The sequence below is a fragment of the Brevundimonas sp. T2-11 genome, assembly GCF_055397675.1.
This window is the reverse complement of the sequence record NZ_AP027920.1, coordinates 2,023,398-2,045,907: the sequence shown is the minus strand read 5'-3', so window position 1 is coordinate 2,045,907 and position 22,510 is coordinate 2,023,398. Positions and strand designations below refer to the sequence as shown.

Sequence of the window (22,510 nt, the reverse complement as noted above, 5' to 3'; positions counted from 1 at the left end):
GGCAATGCGAAAGGCTCGCGAGCGTCGCAACCGGTCAGATTTGCGGATGACGGCGGAAGATTCCGCCTCTAGCTTCCCCGCCATGCGCACATTCCTTCTTGCTTCGACGATCCTGATGGCTGCGACCTCGGCTTTCGCCCAATCCTCTCCGCAGCTCGCGTCGCCCCCTGCCGCCACGGCGCCCGCATCCTCGATCCTGACGGTCGAGCGGGTCTTCGCCAATCCGTCGCTGGCCGGGCCGGTGGCCAAGGGCGTCAGCCTGTCGCCCGACGGCGAACTGGTCGCCTTCCTGCGCTCGCGCGAGGACGACGTGGACGTGCTGGACCTGTGGGCCGCGCCGGTGAAGGGAGGCGAGCCGTTCAAGCTGATCGACGCGCGGGCCCTGGTGCCCGACGCCGGCGAACTGTCCGAGGCCGAGAAGGCGCGGCGCGAGCGGATGCGGATTTCGCAGCGCGGCGTGGTGGAATATTCCTGGGACGAGCAGGGCCGCTACATCCTGGCGCCGCTGGAAGGCGACATCTTCCTGGCCAACCGCGCCGACGGCAGCGTTCGCCGCCTGACCGAGACGGCGGCCGACGAGATCGACGCCAAGGTCTCGCCCAAGGGCGCCTTCGTGAGCTTCGTACGCGATCAGAACCTGTTCGTGGTCAATCTGGAGACGGGCGCCGAACAGGCGATCACCACGGACGGCAAGGACCTGATCACCTGGGCCACGGCCGAGTTCATCGCCCAGGAAGAGCTGGATCGCGACACCGGCTACTGGTGGAGCCCGAACGAGCGCTACATCGCTCTGCAGCGCACGGACGAGACCCAGGTCGATGTCATTCCGCGCCTGGACATCACCGGCGGCGGAGCCTCGGTGATCGAGCAGCGCTATCCGCGCGCCGGTCGTCCCAACGCCGTGGTCGAGCTCTATGTTCAGGACGTGCAGAGCGGCCAGCGGGTCAAGGTCGATCTGGGCGCCGACACGGACATCTATCTGGGCCGGGTGAACTGGGCGGCGGACGGCTCGGTCGCCTATGTCCAGCGCCTGTCGCGCGACCAGAAGCGGCTGGACCTGCTGAGCGTCGATCCGACCACGGGCGCCAGCCGCGTGATCGCCAGCCAGACCTCGAACGCCTGGGTCAACGTGACCCACGACTTCAAGGCGCTGAAGGACGGCAACTTCATCTGGTCCAGCGAGGAGAGCGGGTGGCGTCACCTGTATCTCTACAACAAGGACGGGCGTCGCCTGCGGGCCATTACGCGCGGCGACTATCCGGTCAAGTCGCTGGCGGGCGTCAATCCGACGACGGGCGAGGTCTTCTTCACCGCCTCCATGCGCGACGGCAAGGAATACCCGGTCGAGCAGCAGCTGTTCCGCGCCAGCTACAAGCGGACCGCAGCCCCGAGCGAGGTGACGCCTCGCGGCGGCTGGTGGAGCGCCTCGGTCAACGACACGGGCACGGCCTATGTCGGCAACTACACCGACGTGAACACCCCGGCCCAGTCGGCGCTCTACACCATCGACGGCCAGCGCGTCCGCTGGATCGAGGAGAACAGGCTGCAGCCCGGCCACCCCTTCTGGCCCTATGCCGAGCGCCAGCAGAAGCCGACCTTCGGCACCTTGCAGAGTCACGGCGAGACCCTGGTCTGGCAGATGACGACGCCGCCGGGCTTTGATCCGACCAAGACCTATCCGGTGGTCATGCAGGTTTATGGCGGCCCGTCGGGCGGCGGGGTCAAGAACGGCTGGCAGCCGGCGACCAACCAGTTGCTGACCGAGGCCGGCTATATCGTCTTCCGCCTGGACAACCGGGGCGAGGGCGATCGTTCGGCCGCCTTCAAGCAGGCCCTCTATCTGAAGATGGGCCAGCCCGAGATCGAGGATCAGGTCATCGCCGCCGACTATCTGCGGTCGCTGCCCTATGTGGATGACAGCCGCATCGCCATGATGGGCTGGTCCTATGGCGGCTTCATGAGCCTGATGGCCCTGACCGAGCCCAAGATGGGTCTGGCCTCGGCCCTGGCCGGAGCCCCGCCGACCGAGTGGAGCCTCTATGACACGGCCTATACCGAGCGTTACATGTCGACGCCCCAGGCCAATGTGGACGGCTATGCCGCCTCCGACGTGCTGGGCCGTCTCGACCACCTGACGGGGCGTCTGCTGCTGCTGCACGGTATGGCCGACGACAATGTCATCTTCGAAAACACCACGCGGGTGCTGAACGCGCTGCAGGAGAAGAGCATCCCCTTCGAGACCATGCTCTATCCCGGCCAGCGTCACGGCGTGCGGGGCAATGACCGCCAGCTTCACCTGTGGCGCACCTATCTGGACTTCCTGGACCGCACCATCGGCACGCGGGCGCTTGAGGCGGCTCAGTAACCTGATCCTGTCCCGGCGGAACAAGCGGCAAGCGCCGCCGTTCCGCCGGAATGGAAAAGCTGTTCAACCATTTCGCCAATACGACGGCCAAGATGGCCGGCCGGCCGTGGACCTTCATCCTGTGCCTGTTGCTGGTCCTGATCTGGGCGGCGACGGGGCCGGTGTTCAGGTTCAGCGAGACCTGGCAGTTGGTGATCAACACCGGCACGACCATCATCACCTTCTTGATGGTCTTCCTGATCCAGAACACCCAGAATCGTGATGCGGCGGCCATGCACGCCAAGCTGGACGAGCTGGTCTATGCGGTGAAGAAGGCCGACGCGGGCTTCATCGGCATCGAGCACCTGACCGACAAGGAGTTGGCGGTCATCCTGCAGGAGGTCGAGCGGCGCGGGCGCGACATCCATGCGGGGCAGCCGGCGCGGCCGGTCAGGAGCCGGCCCGCCAGGCGCGCGGCGGAGAGCGAGAGCTGAAAAACAGAGTCCAATTCGTCTGAATCGTCTGAATCCCTCCGGGCCGCTGGCGAAGCGCGCATCATGGCGGACGGGCGAGAGGCGGCGGGTTGATCGCACTCAGACGCGCGCAATCGCCGTGTTTTACCGGGATTGGAGGGGGAGAACAGGCGAGTTGATCTGTTCGCGATTGCGCCGACACCCCTCATCCGGCCCTGACGGGCCGCCTTCTCCCACAAGGGGAGAAGGGGCTTTGGAGCTTAGTCGCGGTAGTTGAGCGCCGGGGCGCGGTCGCCCAGCAGGGCCTCGTACTTGAAGTCCGGGCCGCGACGGCGTTCGAACTCGGCCTTGGCCGTGGCGATGGTGTCCGGGCTCTGGAACAGTTCGGCGGTGGTCAGGGCCAGGGTCTTGGCGGCCAGATGGGCGCCCTTCAGGCCGATCGTCGAGCCGGCGGCCACCACGTTCTGCCAGCTGTGGCCCGCCGAGCCGGGGACGAAGGTGGCGGTGGACAGGCCGACCGTGGGCGCGACCCAGGACACGTCCGAGACGTCCGTCGAGCCGCCGAAGTCGCCGCCGATCACGGCGGGCTCGATCGTGCCGACGCTGGCCAGATCGGGTTTCGTCGGCAGGGTCTTCTGGATTTCGGTCGCCAGGGCGATTTCCTCGGGCGTCCAGGTGATGCCGCCGACATGGCGCAGGTTGCGGTCCATGACGTTCATCAGGGCCTCGTTCGGCAGCATGGAATAGACGCCGCCGATGGCCTCGAACTCGACGCGGGTGCCGGTGCCCAGCGCCGCGCCTTCAGCCGCCTTCTTCACGCGTTCCAGCACGTCGCGGACGATCTGCGGATCGTTGTGGCGAACGTAGTAGTAGCTCTCGGCGAAGGCGGGGACGACGTTGGGCGCCTTGGCGCCGTCGGTGATGGCGTAGTGGATGCGGGTGCGGTCGGGCACGTGTTCGCGCATCAGATTGACCATGGCGTTCATGGCCTCGACCCCATCCAGGGCCGAGCGGCCGCGATCGGGCGCGGCGGCGGCGTGAGCGGCCGTGCCGTAGAAGCGGAACTTGCCCGAGACGTTGGACATGGTGTCGCCCTGACGGGCGCTGTTGACGTTGCCGGGGTGCCAGTGGACGGCGACGTCGACGTCGTCGAACAGGCCGTCGCGGACCATGTAGACCTTGCCCGAGCCGCCTTCCTCGGCGGGCGTGCCATAGACGCGTAGCTCGCCCTTGATGTTGTTGGCGACCATCCAGTCCTTGACCGCGATGGCGGCGTGGACGGAGGCGGCGCCGAACAGGTTGTGGCCGCAGCCGTGGCCGGCGTGGCCGCCGGCGGATTCCTGCACCGGGTTCAGGGTCTGCGACAGGCCGGGCAGGGCGTCGTATTCGGCCAGAACCGCGATGACCGGGCCGTCGCCGGTCTTGAAGCTGGCCAGGAAGGCGGTGGGTTCGTTGGCGATGCCGGGCGTGACCTGGAAGCCGGCCTCGGTCAGTTGGCCCTGCAGCAGGGTCGAGCTCTGGGTTTCCTGATAGCCCAGCTCGGCGAACTTCCAGATTTCCAGCGCGGCGTGGTCCAGGGCGGGCTGGTTGCGCTCGACCGTGCCGGTGATCTGGGCGCGGGCCTGGGGCGACAGTTCGGCGGCGAAGGCCGGGAGGCTGAGGCCGGTCAGGGCGGCGGCGAGCGCCAGGGCGCGCATCGAGACGGGTTGCATCGGGAACTCCACAAACAGACGGCGAATAGACGAAGGGCGGGAGACGATGTCGCCTCCCGCCCGAAAGACCTCAGGACCGGATCAGAAGGTCTTGCGGAAGCTGGCGTACCAGTAGCGGCCGTAGGGCTGATAGACGGTGCCGACGAAGCCGGCCGCCGAGAGGGGCGGTTCCTCGTCGGTCAGGTTGCGCACGCCGACGCGCACGGCCGTTCCGGCCAGACGGCCCTCGTCGAACTGATACTCGCCATAGAGGTTGGCGGTGATGGTGGCGTCCACCGTCCAGTAGTCGCCCGCCGAGTTGGTCAGGCTGTCGTCATAGAGGGACGAGATGTACTGGGTGAAGGCGCCGACGGTCCAGGCGTCCTTGCGCCAGGTGCCGGACAGGGACCACTTCCATTCCGGACGGCCCAGGTCGGCGATCATGTCGCCCATGCTGCCGCCCAGGGAGATGGAGGGATCGATGTCGCCCGCCGCCTTGGCGTCGACCAGGGCCTGAGCGCCGGGCGCCAGCTCGAGGTAATACTTGAGCAGGTGCGAAACGTTCAGGTTCAGGCTGAAGTCGCCGTAAGCCGTGCCGCGCAGGCTCCACATGGCGCCGAGGTCCAGGCCCTCGACGGTTTGCGGCTGCTGGTTGGTGTAGGCGTCGGTGATGTACTGGACCTCGCCGACCGCCGTCAGGCCCGTGCCGGCGAAGACCGCCTGGTCGGCGGCGGTGGCGGCGGCGCGGACGACGTTCGGGTTCGAGCTGCCCTGCTGGCGCAGCAGGTAGTCGAGGATCAGGGCGTTCTGGCCGCGGAACAGGCCGACCATGCCGGTCTGTTCAACCTGCCACCAGTCGGCGGTGAAGGTGAAGTCGCCGAACTGTTCGGGGATGAAGCGGGGTTGGACGACCAGGCCGAAGGACAGGGTTTCGGACTCTTCCGGCTGCAGGTCCGGGTTGCCGGAGCGGCGCTCGGCCGTGAGCTTGCGGACGTGGGTCTGGCTGACGTTGGCCTTGTCCGCGAAGCTGTTGGGGATGTTGGAGAAGGTGCTGGCGCCGCACTGGGTCATGTTGGTGATGGCCCCCCGACGCAGAAGGGCCTCGCAGTAGATGTAGTCGTTCGAGCTGTTGGAGCGGGTGATCACCGTGGCGTTGATCTGCTCCAGGTTGGGCGCACGGAAGCCCTGGGCCCAGGAGCCGCGAACGCGGAAACCGTCCACGATGTCCCAGGCGGCGGCGACCTTGGGCTTGGCCACGTCGCCGAAGTCCGAATAGTTCTCGAAGCGGCCCGCGACCTGAACCTCCAGATTGTGAACCAGGGGGATGTTCATTTCCGGCGACACCAGGGGCGCGGCGAACTCCAGATAGGCGGAGAAGACGTCGCGCTCGCCGTAGGTGTCGGGATTTTCGGACGAGTTGATCAGGTCGCTGTAGGTCGCGCCCGACTTGTCCGTGTAGCGGATCGTGCCGTCGATACGGCTGTCGCGATCATCTAGCTGGGTTTCGGTGCGCGCCTCGATGCCGGCGGCGACGCCGACGGGGCCGCCGGGCAGTGTGAAGAGGTCCGGCCGCGAGATCTTGAAGTCCCACAGGCCCAGCTCGGTCTTGGTCTTGCGGACCATGTCGACGCGGATGGCGTCCAGCGCCGCCTGGTTGGACGGGGTGGCGTCGCCGAAGCGCGGATTGGCCGGGTCGCCGCCGTTGAAGAAGTTATAGGCGTCGGGCGTCGACTTGGCCGCCCATTCGGCCAGCTTGGTGGTCGAGATGTTGTCGGACACGTCCTTGGCCGTGGCCTCGGACCAGAGCAGGGCCGATTCCCAGTTCCAGCCGCGCCATTCGCCGCGCAGGCCGCCCAGGGCGCGGTACTGCTGGTTCGTCACCTCGACATTGATCGGACCCAGGTCGTTGAAGCGATAGCCGGTCAGGCGCACGTCCTGCCCGAAGGGATTGTAGTAGTTCGTGCCGGCGATGGTCATGACGACCGACGACAGGGTGTTGATCGGCGCCTGACGTGCATTGGACTGGGCATAGTAGACGCCCAGTTCGCCGAAGGCCTCGACCGCGTCGTTGATCTGGTAGCGGCCGGTCAGGAAGAGGTTGAAGCGATCGACCTCGGGCACGACGGTGAGGTCTTCCTTGGCCGTGTCGGCGAGCAGGGAGGCGTCGACATTGGTGGTCTTCTTCAGGCACAGGCCGTTGCCGAGCGAGGCCGCGCAACCGGCCACCGAGTCGGGCTGGATGGTGAAGTCTTTGAAGGTCTCCAAGCCAAAGGAGGCGGCAGTCGGCAGGGTGAATTGCCCCCAGGGCGTCAGCGACGACAGACCGTTCAGGGCCGATCCGCTGAAGCCTGTGCCCACGAACAGCGGCCGCTTGTCGTCAGAGGCGGTGAAGGACTGATCCAGCGTCGAAAGCTCGTCGCGGTGGTCGTAGTTGAAGAAGGCCGAGATGTTGCCGCGGCCGTCCTGGATGTCCCTGCCGCCATAGGCGGAGAAGTTGGTCTCCCACATGTCGGTGCCCTCGGCGAAGCCGTACTGGGCCGAGATGGTCAGGTCGGTCATGTCGTCGCGCAGGACGGTGTTGATCACCCCGGCCACGGCGTCGGCGCCATAGATGGCCGCGGCGCCGTCGCGCAGGACTTCCAGTCGCTTGAGGCCGGAAACCGGGATGGCGTTGGTGTTGTAGGTCAGGACCGGCACCAGGTGCTCGTTGGCCTGGGACGTGGGGTGGCCGACGACGCGGCGCCCGTTCAGCAGCACCAGGGTGTTGCCGATGCCGAGGCTGCGCAGGTTGACCGAGCCGGTGTCGCCGCGCGCCGAGTTGGAGCTGGCGGGCAGGTAGGAGGAGTTGAAGGTCACGTCGCCCATCTGGGGAATGGTGCGCAGCAGTTCGTCGCCCGAGGTGGCGGCGGCCGCAAGGATCTGCTCCTCGCCGACCACGGTCACGGGCAGGGCGGCGGTGACCTTGGCGCCGCGAATCTGCGACCCGACGACGATGATCTCGTCGATCTGGGTGGCCTCCTGTTCGGGCGCGTCCTGGGCGGCGGCGGCGGTCGCGGCGCCGAACAGGGCGGTGGTGGCCAGCATGGCCGTCTTGAGGTTTCGGCGGGTGAAGGCTGCACGCATGACTCGGTATCCCCTCTGAAGCTTTCGAGCCCGGTATCCCCCCGGGCCCGCCCGGCGGCGGCCGGTTCGGTCGATCAAGGCGGCCTCTTTGTCCCGGTCCGTCGCCCCGGAAAGATGCGACGTCGGAGGTTTCGCCTTGGAGGGGACTAGAAACTGACACATTCGAACCGTCAACCATTTCGGGTTAAATATTGCTGTTATTCAATATAATGAGCAAACTAATCACTGGAATTGGGCGTTGAGTTCCGTCTTTGAGCAATGCTATCGCTGTCAAAGGGCGTTCTGATGTGGGCGCGTGCGATAGTTCAGAGCCAATTGTGACGGGGTGGCCATGCGTTCTCATCTGAAGATTCTGGCGGTCGCCGCGGCGGCCCTGCTGGCGGCGCCGGCGATGGCGCAGCAGGCGCCGGGCCAGACGCGGCCTGCGGTCGGCAGCGGCGGCGACATCGTCAACTACGGCCAGATCCACAGCCCGACGATCGGGCGCGGCGGCATGGTGGTGAGCCAGAGCGCCCTGGCGACCCAGGTCGGCGTGGATATCCTGAAGCAGGGCGGAAACGCCGTGGATGCGGCGGTGGCGGTGGCCTTCGCCGAGGCCGTGACCCTGCCGCGCGCGGGCAATATCGGCGGCGGCGGCTACATGATCGTCCACATGGCGGCGACGGCGGATCGTCCGGCCCAGGACATCGCCATCAACTATTACGGCACGGCGCCGCGCGCTGTGACGCCGGACTTCCTGCTGGACGACAGCGGCAAGTTCGACCGCCGCGCGCCGTCCAGCTTCCGCAACGTCTCGGTGCCCGGCACGGTCGCGGGCATGTGGGAGGCGCACAAGCGGTTCGGCGTCCTGACCTGGGCCCAGGTGGTGGCGCCTTCGGTCAAGCTGGCCGAGGACGGCGTCATCCTGTCGGACGGCGAGGCGGACGCCACGGCGGGCCGCGCCACGGTTTTGGCCACCGATCCCGGCGCGCGCGAGGCCTATCTGAAGGCCGACGGCACGCCCTATCGCGCGGGGGAACTGTTCAAGCAGCCGCAACTGGCCTGGAGCCTGCGTCAGGTGCAGCAGGGCGGGGCGGACGCCTTCTATCGCGGCGAACTGGCCCGGAAGATCGTCGAGGGCGTGCAGGCGCGCGGCGGGATCATGGATGCACAGGATCTGGCCGATTACCGCGCCGACGTGACCGCGCCCATCTGGTCCACCTATCGAGACCATCGCATCGCCTACATGCCGCCGACGGCCTCGGGCGTCAGCGTGGCCGAGGGGCTGAACCTGCTGGAGCACTTCCCCATGCGCGACCTGCGCTGGGGCAGCGTCGACAGCCTGCACCTGATTTCGGAGGCGATGAAGATCGTCTCCTCGGACCGTCGCCTGATCGGCGGGGCGCCGCAGTGGACGACGCCGGCGCAGGGGCTGGCCAGCAAGGAATTCGCCGCCGAGCGGGTCAAGCTGATCCGCATGGACCGCTCGCTGGCCGCCGCCGACATCCCCGAGGGCAATCCCTATCCGTACGAGAGCCAGGACACGACCCATTATTCGGTGGCCGACGTCCACGGCAATGCGGTGTCGAACACCTACACCCTGTCCAACTCCTACGGCGCGCACGTGGCGCCGGTGGGGACGGGCATCCTGCTGAACAACTCGCTGGACAACTTCTCGTGGGGGACCCGGGGCGAGCCGAACTCGCCGGCGCCCGGCAAGCGTCTGGGCTCGACCATCACGCCGATGATCGTGTTCGACGACGACAAGCCCTGGCTGGTCACCGGCACGCCGGGCGGCGGCTACATCATCGCCACCATGGTGCAGCTGATCTCCAACGTCATCGACCACCAGCTGAACATCGCCGAGGCGGCCATGCGGCCGCGCCTGAACCAGGGCGGCGGCGACAGCCCGCTGGAGCTGGAAGGCGGCTTCTCGCCCGACGTCGAACGCCTGCTGCGCGAGCGCGGCCATACGGTCCGCCCGTCCATGACAATGGGCAGCACCCAGTCCATCATGATCGAGGGCGATCGATTCCTGGGCGCGGCGGACACCCGTCGTCCCGACGCCCTGGCGCTCGGCGTCCAGTAAATCTCAGTCAACCGCGGGGGGCGGCTCATGTTGCGCAAGGTTCTGCTGGCGAGCGTCGCCGGATTGGTCGTGGCCGCCGGGGCGGCGCCGGTTCTGGCGCAAACGGGAAGCCCGGCCGCTGCGACGGCGTCCGCCTGGCAGGACGGCCTGTTCGGGGTGAAGCTGGATCGGCAGAAGGGCAGGGCGACGGTGCGTCTGCCCGCGCCGGGCGCGGACGGGGTGCTGGGGCGCTATCTCTATCAGCCGGGCCTGTCGGCGGGGCTGGGCATGGACGGGGCCGGTCTGGACCGCTCGGGTCTGGGGTCGGCCCAGGTCGTGGCCTTCCGCAAGGTGGGCAACCGTGTCTTCGCTGAGTTCGAGAACACCCGGTTCCGCGCCGTGGACGCCGACGCCGATCAGGTGAACGCGGTCGCCGCCTCCTTCGCCCCGTCGGTGGTCTGGTCCGGCGAGGTGGTCGAGACGGGGGCGGACGGATCGGTCAGCGTGGACCTGTCGGGCTTTCTGGAGCGGGACGCGGTCAACGCCGTGGGGCGTCTGAAGCGGGCGCGGCTGGGCACGTTCAAGGCGGCGCCGACCCTGGGCTACCTCGACGCCGATCAGACCCTGGTCTTCCCCGACAATGTCGAGTTCCAGACGGTCCAGACCTTCACCAGCGACGAGCCGGGGGCCGAGCTGTCGCGCGTCTCGCCGGAATCGCGCTCGGTCACCCTGACGGTGCGCCACTCCTTCATCCGCCTGCCGGATGACGGCTTTACGCCGGTCCTGCACGACCCGCGCTCTGGCACCTCGGCCCAGATCATGGTGACGGACTTCGCCGCCGATCTGGATCAGCCGGTGGTCAGCCGACTGGCGCGTCGTTTCCGGCTGGAGAAGACAGATCCGACCGCCGCGCGCTCGACGGTGAAGAAGCCCATCGTCTTCTACGTGGATCGCGCCGCCCCGCCCGCCATCCGTCAGGCCTTGATCGAGGGCGGCAACTGGTGGGCGCAAGCCTTTGACAAGGCTGGATACGTCGATGCCTTCCGGGTCGAGCTGCTGCCCGAGGGCGCGCACCCGATGGACGCGCGCTACAACATCGTGTCGTGGGTCCACCGCGAGACGCGCGGCTGGTCCACCGGCGCCAGCGTCAACGACCCGCGCACCGGCGAGATCGTGCGCGGCGTGGTGCAGTTGGGCTCGCTGCGTGACCGTCAGGACAAGATGATCTTCGAGGGTCTGGTCGGCGCCGACCGCGCCGGCACGGGCGGCGAGGACGACCCTGACCGTCTGGCCTACCAGCGCCTGCGCCACCTGTCGGCGCACGAGATCGGCCATGCCCTGGGCATCGCCCACAACTTCGCCGCCTCGACCTTCGAGGACCGGGCCTCGGTCATGGACTATCCGGCGCCCTGGGTGATCGCCGACGGCGAGCGTCTGGATTTCAGCCGCGCCTATACGACCGGCGTCGGGGCCTGGGACCGCTATGTGGTGGATTGGCTCTATGGCGACGCGCCGGGGCAGGACCCGGTCGCCCGTCGCGCCGGACTGGCGGCGGAGGCGCAGGCCAAGGGCTATCGCTTCGTCAACGACACGGACACCCGGCCGCTGGGCAGTCTGCAGCCCTACGCCGCCATGTGGGACAACGGGACCGACCCGGTCGCCGAGTTCGCCAATGTCATGGCGGTGCGGCGCATCGCCCTGTCGCGCTTCGGCCTGGCCAATCTGCCGGCCGGCGCTCCGGCGGCGGACCTGCGCCGCGTGATCGTGCCGATCTATCTCTATCACCGCTATCAGACCACGGCGGTCGGGCGCCAGATCGGCGGCGTGGACTATGGCTACGCCATCAGCGGCGACGGCCATGAGCGGGCCGAGGTCGTGTCGGCCGACAGGCAGCGCGCGGCGCTGGAGGCCCTGATGCAGGCCCTGGCGCCGGCCGAGCTGGACCTGCGCGACGACCTGATCGACCTGCTGTCCTCGGCCCAGTCGGGCAATCCGGACCGGCAGATGCAGATCGAGCTGTTCGAGGGCAAGACCGACGCCGTGTTCGATCCGTCATCGGCGGCGGCGGCGGCGTCGGAGGTCGTGTTCGAGACCCTGCTGGCGCCCCAGCGCCTGAACCGTCTGGTCGAGCAGCAGCGTCGGGACACGGGGCAGCTGGGTCTGACCGAGGTTCTGGACCGGGTGGCGACGGCGGTCGGGCCGGGCGCGAGCCTCAGCCCGCGTCAGGCCGAACTACGCCGCGTGACGCGGGCGCGCTACGCCGCCTATCTGGCTGCCCTGATCCAGGGCAAGGACCTGTCGTCCACGGCGCAGGGGGCGGTACGCGACAGCGCGCGGCGCTTTGGCGAGCAGTTGAAGCGCTGTCGCGGCGACCGGCTGGAGACGGCCCAGTGCGCCTGGCTGGCCGAGGCCCTGACGGGGCCGGTCGAAGGCCTGAAGGCGCTCAGCGAGACCCTGCCGGTCGCGCAGGCCGTGCCGCCGGGCGCGCCCATCGGCGGCGGCGAATGGCATTGATCAGGTCTCTTTCCTCCCTGTTCGCGTAGCGAATGGGGAGGTGGATCGGCGGCGTAGCCGACGAGACGGAGGGGGCGACTCCACGGCTGACGTTTGTGTCGCCCCCTCCACCGCTTCGCGGTCCCCCTCCCCATGGAATGGGGAGGAAAGAGCGCTCACATCTCCCGCCAGGTCTTGCCGGTGACGCCTTCATAGTTGGTGGCGTGATAGACGCCGCGCGCCACGGCGCGGGCCAGGACGTCGGCGGCGACGTTGCCCAGCTGAGCCACCGCCACCTGACGCAGAGCCGGGTTGTCGATGATCTTCTTGCCGGTGGACAGGCTGAACAGGGTGTCGCCGTCGAACGGCGCGTGGGCGGGGCGGATGGCGCGGGCCATGCCGTCCTGCGCCATGATGGCCACGCGCTGAAGCTCGACCCGCGTCAGGGCCACGTCGGTGGCGATGCAGGCGATGGTGGTGTTCTCGCGCGGGCGGGCGCCGAACTTGGACAGGCCCCAGTCCTCGGCCGAGGCGTGCAGGCCGGACGAGCCGAGGCCGCCGAACTCGTCGCCGATCTCATAGGGGGCGGCCCAGAAGCTCTTGCCACCGGGCGCCACGACCGAGCCGACGCTGTTGACCGCCACGATGGCGCCCACCGTCCAGCCCGAGGCCATGACCGCCGAGGCCGAGCCGATCCCGCCCTTCAGCGCGCCGGCTTCGGCGCCATAGCCCGCGCCGGCCGAGCCCAGATCGAAGCGGTCGCCCGCGGCCTCCAACGCCTGGACCGACAGGCGGCGATAGGGCGGCTCCATCTCCCACTGCTTGTTGCCGCCATTGGCCAGGTCATAGAGGCAGGCGGTCGGAATGATGGGCGAGGGCGGCACGCCCGGCGCCCCGCCCATGCCGTAGCCGCGCCCGCGCATGCCCATCCAGGCGGCGACGCTGTCGGCCGAGCCGAGGCCATAGACCGACCCGCCCGACAGGATGATGGCGTCCACCTCCTGCACCAGATTTTCGGGGCGCAGCACGTCGGTCTCGCGTCCGGCGGGGCCGCCGCCGCGCACGTCGACGGCGGCCGTGGCGGGCTTTTCCGCCAGGATGACGGTGACGCCGGTGCGGACGCCCGCGTCATGGGCCTGACCCACCTTGAGGCCCTCGACGTCGGTGATGAGGTTCAGCGGGCCGGTGCGGCCCGAGGCGCGGGCGGCGCTCTGGGCGGCGGGCTTGGCGCTGGCGACGCCGGCGGCGGAGGCGGCGGCGCCGATCAGGGCCGAGCCGAGGACGGTTCTGCGGTTCATCCGACGGTTTCCTTTTCCAGAGCGTGATTGCGGACCAGATCCGGCGTCGCCGCCAGAAGTTTCTGCGTATAGGGGTGCGAGGGGGCGGCGAAGACGGCGGCGGTGTCGCCCTGTTCGACGATCTTTCCGGCCTGCATGACCAGCAGGCGATCCGTCACGGTGCGCACGACGCTGAGGTCGTGGGTGACGAAGAGGTAGGACAGGCCGAGACGGTCCGACAGGTCGGCCAACAGGTCCAGCACCTGGGCCCGCACGGAGACGTCGAGCGCCGACACCGCCTCGTCCAGACAGATGACCGAGGGCTCGGTGATCAGGGCGCGGGCGATGGCGATGCGCTGGCGCTGGCCGCCCGAGAACTCGTGCGGATAGCGGTCGGCGGCGGCGCTGTTCAGCCCGACGCGCTCCAGCATTTCATCGACGCGGCGGCGGGCCTCGGCGGGGCTGGGGCGGGTGTCCAGCAGGTGGAAGTTCTCGGCGACCAGATCGCTGACCTTCCAGCGCGGGTCGAAGCTGCCGTAGGGGTCCTGGAACACCACCTGGATGTCACGGCGGATGGATTTGAGCGCGGCGCCGCGGGCGGCGGTGATGTCGCGGCCCTTGACCCGGACGCGGCCGCCTTGCGGCGTCTCCAGCGCCAGGATGGCGCGCAGCAGGGTGGACTTGCCGCAGCCGCTTTCGCCGACCAGTCCGACGCTCTCGCCGGGCTGGATCGACAGGCTGACCTGATCGACGGCGCGGAAGGCTTTCGACTTGCCGAACAGGGCGGGCGCGCCGCCGTATTCGCGCACCAGTCCCTCGACATGAAGCACGGGGGCGGCGTCGGCCTGCGGGGCACTGCGGCGCGTCGGGGCGTGGACAGCGTTGGCCAGCAGGCGCCGGGAATAGGCGTGGGCCATGCCGGTATGGATGCGGTCGACGGGCGCTTCCTCGACCAGTTCGCCGTCCTTCATGACCGCCAGCCGGTCGGCGGTTTCGGCCACGACGGCGAGGTCATGGGTGATGAGGATCAGGCCCATGCCGTCCTCGCGCACCAGTCGCTTCAGCAGGTCCAGCACCTGAGCCTGCGTCGTCACGTCCAGCGCCGTCGTCGCCTCGTCCGCGATCAGCAGCTTGGGCGTCAGGGCGATGGCGATGGCGATGGCGACGCGCTGTCTCTGGCCGCCGGACAGTTCGTGCGGATAGCGGCTCAGGGGGAAGCGCTCGGCGGGCAGGCCGACGCGATCCAGCACGGAACGGGCGACGGCGAGGGCTTCCTTGCGCGAGGTCTTCTTGTGCAGGCGCACCGTCTCGGCGACCTGATCGCCGATGGTCATGACGGGGTTCAGGGCCGTCATCGGCTCCTGGAAGATGATGCCCACGTCGCGGCCGCGCACCTGTTGCATCACGGCGTCGGGGGCGTTCGAGACGACCTGGCCGTTCAGGCGAATCTCGCCGGTCAGGGTCGCGCGCGGCGGCGTCAGGCCCAGCACGGCCAGGGAGGTCATGGACTTGCCCGAGCCGCTCTCGCCGACAAGGCCGAGGATCTCGCCGGGGGCGACGGACAGGCTGACGGTCTTCAGGATCGGCGTGGAGCCGATCGACAGGCTGAGGTCGCGGATATCGAGGACGCTCATGGTCAACGCTCCCGCCGCACGCGCGGGTCGAACAGGTCGCGCAGGCCGTCGCCGGTCAGGCTGAGGCCCAGCACGGTCACGAAGATGGCCAGGCCCGGCATGATGGCCAGCCAGGGCGCGAAGCCGATCATGGTCTGGGCCTCGGCCAGCATCCGACCCCAGCTGGGCGCGGGCGGCTGGGCCCCCAGGCCGACGTAGGACAGGCCCGCCTCGGCCACGATGCCGACGGCGAACTGGATGGCCGCCTGCACGACCAGCAGGCTCATCAGATTGGGCAGGATGTGCTGGAGCGAGATCAGGGCCTTGGACTTGCCCGCCGTGCGGGCGGCCAGGACGTATTCGCGGGTCCACAGGCCTTGGGCTGCGCCGCGCGCGACGCGGGTGAAGACGGGGATGTTGAAGACGCCGATGGCGATGATGGCGTTGATCGCGCCCGGTCCCATGACGGCGGTGATCATCACGGCCAGCAGCAGGGCGGGGAAGGCGAAGATCAGGTCGTTGCCGCGCATCACCAGTTCGTCGATCCAGCCGCCGCGCGCCGCCGCCGTCAGGCCCAGAGGCGTGCCGATCCCGACGCCGATGCCGACGGCGACGAAGGCGACGACGAGGGAGTTCTGCGCCCCCGCCATGATCATCGACAGGACGTCGCGACCGAAGTGGTCCGTGCCGAACGGGTGGGCGGCGGAGGGCGCGGTCAGCTTGGCCGCGATGTCCACCGCCTCGACGTCATAGGGCGTCCAGACCAGGGCCAGCAGGGCGGTGGCCAGCACCACGGCGGTCAGGCCCGCGCCGACGATTAGCGACAGGGGCCAGCGCACGCGGGGTGTGGCGGGGGTGGTGATGGCGGGGGCGTCGGTCATGCGCGGCGTCCCCTCAGGCGCGGATCGGCGAACAGATAGGCCAGGTCGATCAGGAAGCTGACCAGAACCACGGCGAAGACCAGAACCACCACCACGCTCTGCACCACGATCAGGTCGCGCTGGGTGATGGCCTGGAAGACCAGACGGCCGAGGCCGGGCAGGGAGAAGACGTTCTCGATGATGATGCCGCCCGCCAAGAGGAAGGGGAACTGCAGCCCCAGAATGGTCAGGACCGGGATCCAGGCGTTGCGCAGGGCGTGGCGCCACAAAGCCTGATTGACGCTCAGGCCCTTGGCGCGGGCGGTGCGGACATAGTCCTCGTTCATGGTGTCGAGCAGGGCGGTGCGCAGGACGCGGGCCAGGATGGCGGCCTGCGGCGCGGCCAGCGCGACAGCAGGCAGGATCAGGGCCTTGAAGGCGGGCCAGAAGCCTTGGCTCCAGCCGGGGAAGCCGCCCGCCGAGAACCAGCCGAGGTTCACCGAGAACAGCAGGATCAGCAGCATGGCGATCCAGAAATTGGGCAGGGCGACCCCGACCTGGGTCACGCCGATCAGGCCGGTGTCGACGGCGGTTCCTCTGCGGCTGGCGGCGGTGACGCCGATGGGCAGGGCGACCACCAACGACAGGACGGTGGCCATCAGGGCCAGCGGCGCGGACACCGCAAGACGTTCGGCGATCAGGCCGCCGACCGGCACCTGATAGGTGTAGCTGGTCCCGAACTTTCCGGTCAGCAGGTCGCCGAGCCAGGCGAAGTAGCGTTCGAGGCCTGAGCCTTCGAGGCCCATCTGCTGTCGCAGGGCGGCGATGCTTTCCGGGCTGGCGTTCAGCCCCATCATGTAGCTGGCCGGGTCGCCGGGCACGACCTGCAGCAGCAGGAAGATGACCACGGTCGCGGCCAGCAGGGTCAGGGCGTGGCCGCCCAGCTTCTTCAGCAGCCAGGCCGCGCCGAAGCGCCAGGCGACGAAGGCCAGCAGGGCGACGCCGGCGATCAGGCTAATCCAGCCCCAGGGCAGGCCGCCGCCGGTGTGCTCGGCGCTGGCGGATGCAGCCGCGCCCGCGCCGGTCCAGTAGGCGCCGGTGACGTCGTTGGCGGCGATGGGGCCGTTGATCCACAGGCCGTTCACGTCCGCCTTCCACACGCCGATGCGCGAGGACTGGAACAGGAAGCCGTTGACCGCGTCATCGGCGATGCGGCGTTGCAGATCGCCCAGCAGACGGTTGCGCGTCGGCTCGTCCGGGGCGGCGTCAGCCTGGGCCAGCATGGCGTCGAAGGCGGGGCTGTCGTAGCCGAAGTAGTAGTCCTTGCGGGCATAGATGTCGTAGTCTATCGGCTCGACGTGCTCGACGATGGTCAGGTCGAACTGGCGGCGCTTGAACACCTGATCCAGCCACTGGGCCCATTCCAGATTCTCGATCTTCGCGCGGATGCCCGCCTCGGCCAGTTGCGAGATCAGCACCTCGCCGCTGCGCCGGGCGTAGGGGCGGGGCGGCAGGCGAAGCGTCACGTCTATGCCGTTCGGATAGCCGGCCTCGGCCAGCAGGGCGCGCGCCTTCGCCGGGTCGTGGGGAGACAGGCCGGTCAGGTCGACGTAGCCCGGCGCCTGACGCGAATAGTGGCTGCCGATCGGCTGGCCGAAGCCGAACATGGCCCCCTGGATCAGGGCGTCGCGGTCGATGGCCCAGGACAGGGCGCGGCGCACCCGCACGTCGTTGAACGGCGCCCTGGTGTTGTTGATCCCCAGGATGACCTTGCCCTCGGACGCGCCGACGACGACGCGGAAGCGCGGGTCGCGCTGGAACTGGGCCACGTTCTCCGGCGCGGGATAGTTGGGGAAGGCGTCCACGTCGCCGGCGCTGACGGCGGCGAAGGCGGCGGTCGGGTCGCTGATGAAGCGGAAGACGACGGTGTTCAGGCGCGGCGCAGGCCCCCAGTAGCCGTCACGGCGGATCAGGGTCAGTTGGCTGCCGCGCTGCCAGCCTTGCAGCTTGAACGGGCCGGTGCCGACCGGCGTGACGGCGTTGGTCGCGGCGCTCTTCGGCGAGACCATGACCGCGTCGCCCCAGGCCAGGACATAGGGCAGGGTCGCCATCGGCCGCGACAGGTGGATGCGCAGGGTCGCCGGGTCGACGACCTCGACGTTGCGGATCGGCGCGAACAGGGCCTTCTGAGCGTTGGTCGAGCCTTCGGCGGTGATGCGGTCGAGAGAGAATTGGGCGACGGCGGCATCGAACGGCGAGCCGTCGGAGAAGGTGACGCCGCGGCGCAGGTGGAAGGTCCAGATCAGGCCGTCGGGAGAGGCTTCCCACGACTCGGCCAGCGACGGGGCGACGGCGCCGTTCTGGGTCAGCCTGGTCAGGCCCTCGAAGACGTTGGCGTAGACGACTTCATCCACGGCGGCGGCCGCGCCCGAGGTCGGGTCGAGATTCGGCGGCTCCAGCGGCAGGCCCAGGACCAGGCGGTCGCGAGCGGGCGCGGCCTGGGCGCCATGAGCGGGCGCGAGAACTGTCAGGCCGACCAGCAGCGCAGCGGCCAGCAGCGCGCGGCCCAGCCATGTCTTGCGCCCCAAACCCTGCTTCACGCCGTCCCGTCTCCCCGTTGATGATGCAGCATCGCCCAAATCGCGCACGGCGTCAGGGCGTGTTTCGCAGAATGTCGGCCAGTCGACCGACCAGTTCGTCGATCTGTTCGCGGCTGATGATCAGGGGCGGGGACAGGGCGATGACGTCGCCGGTGACGCGGATCAGCAGGCCCTCGTCAAAGGCGCGGTGGAAGACCTCTGTCGCACGGGCGCCGGGCGCCTCGGGGCGCGACGCCAGTTCGACAGCGGCGACCATGCCCAGGTTGCGGATGTCGATGACGTTCGGCAGGCCCTTCAGGCTGTGGACCGCCTCCTGCCAATAGGGGGCCATGTCGCTGGCGCGCTGGAACAGGCCTTCGGTCTCATAGACGTCCAGCGTCGCCAGGCCGGCGGCGGCGGCCAGGGGGTGGCCGGAATAGGTGTAGCCGTGGAAGAACTCGATGCCGGGCGCAGAGGCGCCGTTGACCACGGCCTCATAGATCTCGCCGCGCACGCCGACCGCGCCCATCGGCACGGCGCCGTTGGTCAGGCCCTTGGCGCAGACGAGCAGGTCAGGCGTGACGCCCAGGGTCTCGGACGCCGTGGCCCCGCCGACCCGGCCGAAACCGGTGATGACCTCGTCGAAGATCAGCAGGATGTCATGGCGGCGCGTGATCTCACGCAGGCGCTCCAGATAGCCGACCGGCGGCACGATGACCCCGGCCGAACCGGACATGGGCTCGACGATGACGGCGGCGATGGTCTCGGCGCCGTGCTCGACGATCAGGGTCTCCAGTTCATCCGCCAGATGCGCGCCCCAGGCCGGCTGGCCGCGCGAGAAGGCGGCTTCTTCCAGGTTGAGCGTGTGCGACAGGTGGTCGACGCCGGGCAGGGTCAGGAAGCCGCGCTTGTTGTTCTCGAGGCCGCCGACGGAGATGCCGCCGAAGCCGACGCCGTGGTAGCCCTTCTGGCGGCCGATCAGGCGGGTGCGGTTCTCGAAACCGCGCGCCCGCTGATAGGCCAGGGCGATCTTCAGGGCGCTGTCGACGCCTTCCGAACCCGAACCGGCGAAGAAGACGTGGTCGATGTCAGCCGGGAACAGCATGCCCAGCCGCGCCGCCAGTTCGAACACCAGGGGGTGCCCCAGCTGGAAGGTCGGGGCGTAGTCCAGCACCTCGGCCTGACGCTGGATGGCCTCGACGATCGGCTGGCGGGCGTGGCCGGCGTTGACGCACCACAGGCCCGCGGTGCCGTCCAGGATCGGGCGGCCGTCAGGCGTGAAGTAGTGCATGTCCCGGGCCGAGGCCAACAGGCGCGGCTGGGCCTTGAAGCTGCGGTTCGCGGTGAACGGCATCCAGAAGGGATCAAGGTCGTTGGCGGCCCGTGCGGTCATGCAAGCATCCTTTCGAGACGACCAGTAGCCGATGAATGGTCGAGGAAGGAAAGACTGTTATTGATTGACTTCAAGTCATTGAAAACATGAAGTTCGATGCGGATGTGATCAGGATCGTGGGCGTCGCGATCATCCGCAGAAAAGGGTGATGCGGAAGGCGAGGAGGCCGCCTTCCGCACCGGGCGACGGGCCGTCAGTACTGCAGGCTCAGGCGCGCGCCGATCGTCCGTGGCCGACCCGGCTGGGCGATGTCGGCGCTGGTGAAGAAGTTACGCGTCAGGTCGTATTCCTGGTCGAACAGATTGCGCGCCCAGAAGGTGACGGACCAGTTGGCGTTCTCCGGACCGACCGTCACGCTGGCGTTGGCCAGCCAGTAGTCCGGCACGTCATATTTGACGCCCAGCCACGAGGGGTATTCGTCACGGTAGCTGTAGTTCGTCTCGGCCGTGACCGCGAAACCGCTCACGCTCCAGTCGTAGCTGACGGAGCCGGAATAGCTCCACGCGGGGAACAGGATCGGATCGCCCGCCATATCGACATAGACGGCCTGGCCGGCCAGACGCGAGGCCGGGACGTCCATGGCTTCGTACTCGTCGTACTCGCCCTTCTTGTAGCTGAGCGACTGGCTGATCCGCAGCCCCTGAACGGGCTTGAGCACAGCCTCCAGCTCGGCGCCCCAGATGTGGGAAGACGGAACGTTCGCGAAGCGGCCGACAGGACCGTTGGCGCCCCAGACGGCCGACAGGACCTGCTGGTCGGTGTAGTCGTAGTAGTAGGCTGCGCCGTTCAACTGGAAGGCGCGTGACGGGTCGGCCTTGAAGCCGACTTCATAGGCCCAGATGATTTCCGGGTTGAAGGGTTCGATGCCGCTGCGGTCGCCGGTATTGTAGGTGGTGAAACCGCCGGACTTGGCGCCCCGGCTGGCTGAGCCGTAGATCAGGATGTTGTCGGTCGGCTTGAATTCCAGCGCCGCCTTGCCGGTCAGGGGCGTCATCTTGGTGTCGACCGTGGTCGGAGGCAGGGCGGTGGCGCCGCCGAAAGCCGAGCCGAAACCGGCGAGTTCGCGGGTCTCTTCCTCGTAACGCAGACCCAGGATGGCCTTCAGCTTGTCGGTGAAGGCGTATTCCGCCTGGCCGAACAGGCTCCAGGACTCAACCGTCTGATCATAGGTGACCTGGGCGTAAGTGCCGTAGATGTCGATGAAGTCCGAGAAGTAGCGCTCGTTCAGGTCCTGTTTGGAATAATAGAAGCCGGCGACCCAGGTCAGGGGGCTGTCGTTGTCCGAGGCCAGGCGCAATTCCTGCGAGATCACGTCCACGTCGCTGCCGAAGAAGGTGTCGGCCTCGACCGAGGCGCTGGAGTCCCAGTCGCCGTACTCGCTGCGCTCCAGGGTCTCGTAGCTGGTGATGCTGGTCAGGTTCATGCCGTTCAGCGCCAGATTGGCGTTGAGCGAGGCGCCCCAGGACGAGTTGTCCCGCCCCGGCTTGTCCGTGACGTCGCGGCCGATCGAGGCGGCGAAGCGCGGCGACAGGCCCCAGCCGGTTTTCGAATGATCCCTGTCGGCCAGAATGGTCGGCCCGGTTCCGCCGCGCGTATGCAGGTCGTTGAGCAGGTAGAGGCCCTGGTTCTCGGACTTGTCGATCCCGCCGTGGACGTCCAGCAGGAAGGACAGGGTCTCGTTGGGATCCCAGGCCAGAAGGGCGCGGGCGCCGGTGCGGTCGGCGTCGCCCAGGCTTTCGCCCGTTTCGCGATTGCGCTGCCAGGCGCCGCCCTGTTCGGTCGAGACCGCCAGACGACCACGCAGGCCTTCGGCGATCGGACCGGAGACATAGCCCTCGCCCCGGAACAGGTTGTGGCTGCCCCATTCGGTCATCAGACCGGCGGACAGCTCTTCGGTCGGGCGCCTGGTGACGAAGCTGATGGCGCCGCCGGTGGTGTTGCGGCCGTACAGGGTGCCCTGCGGCCCGCGCAGGACCTCGACCCGGTCGATGTCGAAGATCAGGCCCTGGGTCATGACCGGGACCGGATAGGCGACCTCGTTCACATAGACGCCGACGGTGGGCGAGTTGTTGGAGGCGTAGTCCTGGAAGCCGACGCCGCGCATCCGGAACTGGGCCGCGCCGCCGCCGAAGGCCGGTTCGACCTCCAGATTGGGCGTGGCGTTCTGAAGCTGGTTGACGTTGGTGACGCCCTGTTGCGTCAGGCTTTCGCCGCTGAGGACGCTGAGGGCGATGCCCACGTCCTGGGCCGCCTGTTCGCGGCGCTGGGCGGTGACGATGACGTCGTCGACCGACGTCGCCCGCTCTGGCGGGGCCTGCTGGGCCATGGCGGCGGTGGAACACAGGGCTGCGAGCGCCCCGGCGGATACGCTGACCAAAAGACGATTCATCGCCTCATCCCTCCCATATGGCCGCATGGACCGTTCTCGGCGGTCTTGCTGCGGCTGCGAACGGAGCGACGGCTCCGTTCTTCCTGCATTTATCTTCGGCCTCGATTTATTGTGCAACGCAGCAAGCGCTGCTGTTCGTGTGACGGCTCCCCGGTGTCATTCCTTTGTCACGCACGAAGTAGCTGCCTGTGCCCGTCATTCCGCAAGACTGTTTCTTCTGGTGCGGAG

Annotated in this window: 12 protein-coding genes; 4 read left to right on the top strand and 8 right to left on the bottom strand. The window is 68.4% G+C overall.

The features are described 5' to 3' along the window. Positions 1 to 115 precede the first annotated feature (115 nt). Together ACZ5XO_RS10150 and ACZ5XO_RS10145 are read left to right on the top strand one after the other, a co-directional pair. Entirely contained in the window at positions 116 to 2,365 is a 2,250-nt protein-coding gene (locus tag ACZ5XO_RS10150; protein ID WP_464162235.1) for a S9 family peptidase, read from the top strand. Positions 2,366 to 2,415: 50 nt separating this feature from the next. Next, entirely contained in the window at positions 2,416 to 2,838 is a 423-nt protein-coding gene (locus tag ACZ5XO_RS10145) for a low affinity iron permease family protein (RefSeq protein WP_464162234.1), read from the top strand. Positions 2,839 to 3,077: 239 nt separating this feature from the next. On the opposite strand, the gene ACZ5XO_RS10140 is transcribed toward ACZ5XO_RS10145, so the two are convergent. Both ACZ5XO_RS10140 and ACZ5XO_RS10135 read right to left on the bottom strand, forming a co-directional pair. Then, positions 3,078 to 4,529: an amidohydrolase gene (locus ACZ5XO_RS10140; RefSeq protein ID WP_464162233.1), complete on the bottom strand. Its 1,452-nt coding sequence runs from the start codon at positions 4,527 to 4,529 to the stop codon at positions 3,078 to 3,080. A gap of 81 nt (positions 4,530 to 4,610) precedes the next feature. After that, positions 4,611 to 7,631 carry a TonB-dependent receptor domain-containing protein gene (locus ACZ5XO_RS10135; RefSeq protein ID WP_464162232.1) on the bottom strand — a complete coding sequence of 1,007 codons (3,021 nt, stop codon included), beginning with the start codon at positions 7,629 to 7,631 and terminating at the stop codon, positions 4,611 to 4,613. A 331-nt stretch (positions 7,632 to 7,962) separates the two neighbouring features. Between ACZ5XO_RS10135 and ggt the strand changes: the two genes are divergently transcribed. Continuing rightward, positions 7,963 to 9,699, top strand: coding sequence for a gamma-glutamyltransferase (ggt, locus tag ACZ5XO_RS10130; RefSeq protein ID WP_464162231.1), 1,737 nt, complete (start codon positions 7,963 to 7,965; stop codon positions 9,697 to 9,699). Between the two features lie 27 nt (positions 9,700 to 9,726). Continuing rightward, positions 9,727 to 12,192, top strand: a complete 2,466-nt coding sequence (locus tag ACZ5XO_RS10125) for a zinc-dependent metalloprotease (RefSeq protein ID WP_464162230.1) — start codon at positions 9,727 to 9,729, stop codon at positions 12,190 to 12,192. 155 nt (positions 12,193 to 12,347) lie between these two features. Here ACZ5XO_RS10125 and ACZ5XO_RS10120 read toward each other — a convergent pair whose 3' ends face one another. The 6 genes from ACZ5XO_RS10120 to ACZ5XO_RS10095 form a co-directional block, all read right to left on the bottom strand. Continuing rightward, entirely contained in the window at positions 12,348 to 13,469 is a 1,122-nt protein-coding gene (locus ACZ5XO_RS10120; RefSeq protein WP_464162229.1) for a P1 family peptidase, read from the bottom strand. After that, positions 13,466 to 15,082, bottom strand: coding sequence for an ABC transporter ATP-binding protein (locus tag ACZ5XO_RS10115; protein ID WP_464162228.1), 1,617 nt, complete (start codon positions 15,080 to 15,082; stop codon positions 13,466 to 13,468). The genes ACZ5XO_RS10120 and ACZ5XO_RS10115 overlap by 4 nt, the downstream gene beginning before the upstream one ends. A 2-nt stretch (positions 15,083 to 15,084) precedes the next feature. Beyond that, the gene (locus ACZ5XO_RS10110; RefSeq protein ID WP_464162227.1) at positions 15,085 to 15,942 is read right to left on the bottom strand and encodes an ABC transporter permease; all 858 of its coding nucleotides are present in this window, start codon (positions 15,940 to 15,942) and stop codon (positions 15,085 to 15,087) included. Further along, positions 15,939 to 18,521, bottom strand: a complete 2,583-nt coding sequence (locus ACZ5XO_RS10105; RefSeq protein WP_464162226.1) for an ABC transporter substrate-binding protein — start codon at positions 18,519 to 18,521, stop codon at positions 15,939 to 15,941. The genes ACZ5XO_RS10110 and ACZ5XO_RS10105 overlap by 4 nt, the downstream gene beginning before the upstream one ends. Before the next feature lie 52 nt (positions 18,522 to 18,573). Further along, positions 18,574 to 19,893, bottom strand: coding sequence for an omega-aminotransferase AptA (aptA, locus tag ACZ5XO_RS10100; protein WP_464162225.1), 1,320 nt, complete (start codon positions 19,891 to 19,893; stop codon positions 18,574 to 18,576). A gap of 193 nt (positions 19,894 to 20,086) precedes the next feature. Then, complete coding sequence (locus ACZ5XO_RS10095; RefSeq protein ID WP_464162224.1) at positions 20,087 to 22,282, bottom strand: TonB-dependent receptor; 2,196 nt, start codon at positions 22,280 to 22,282, stop codon at positions 20,087 to 20,089. Positions 22,283 to 22,510: the final 228 nt, after the last annotated feature.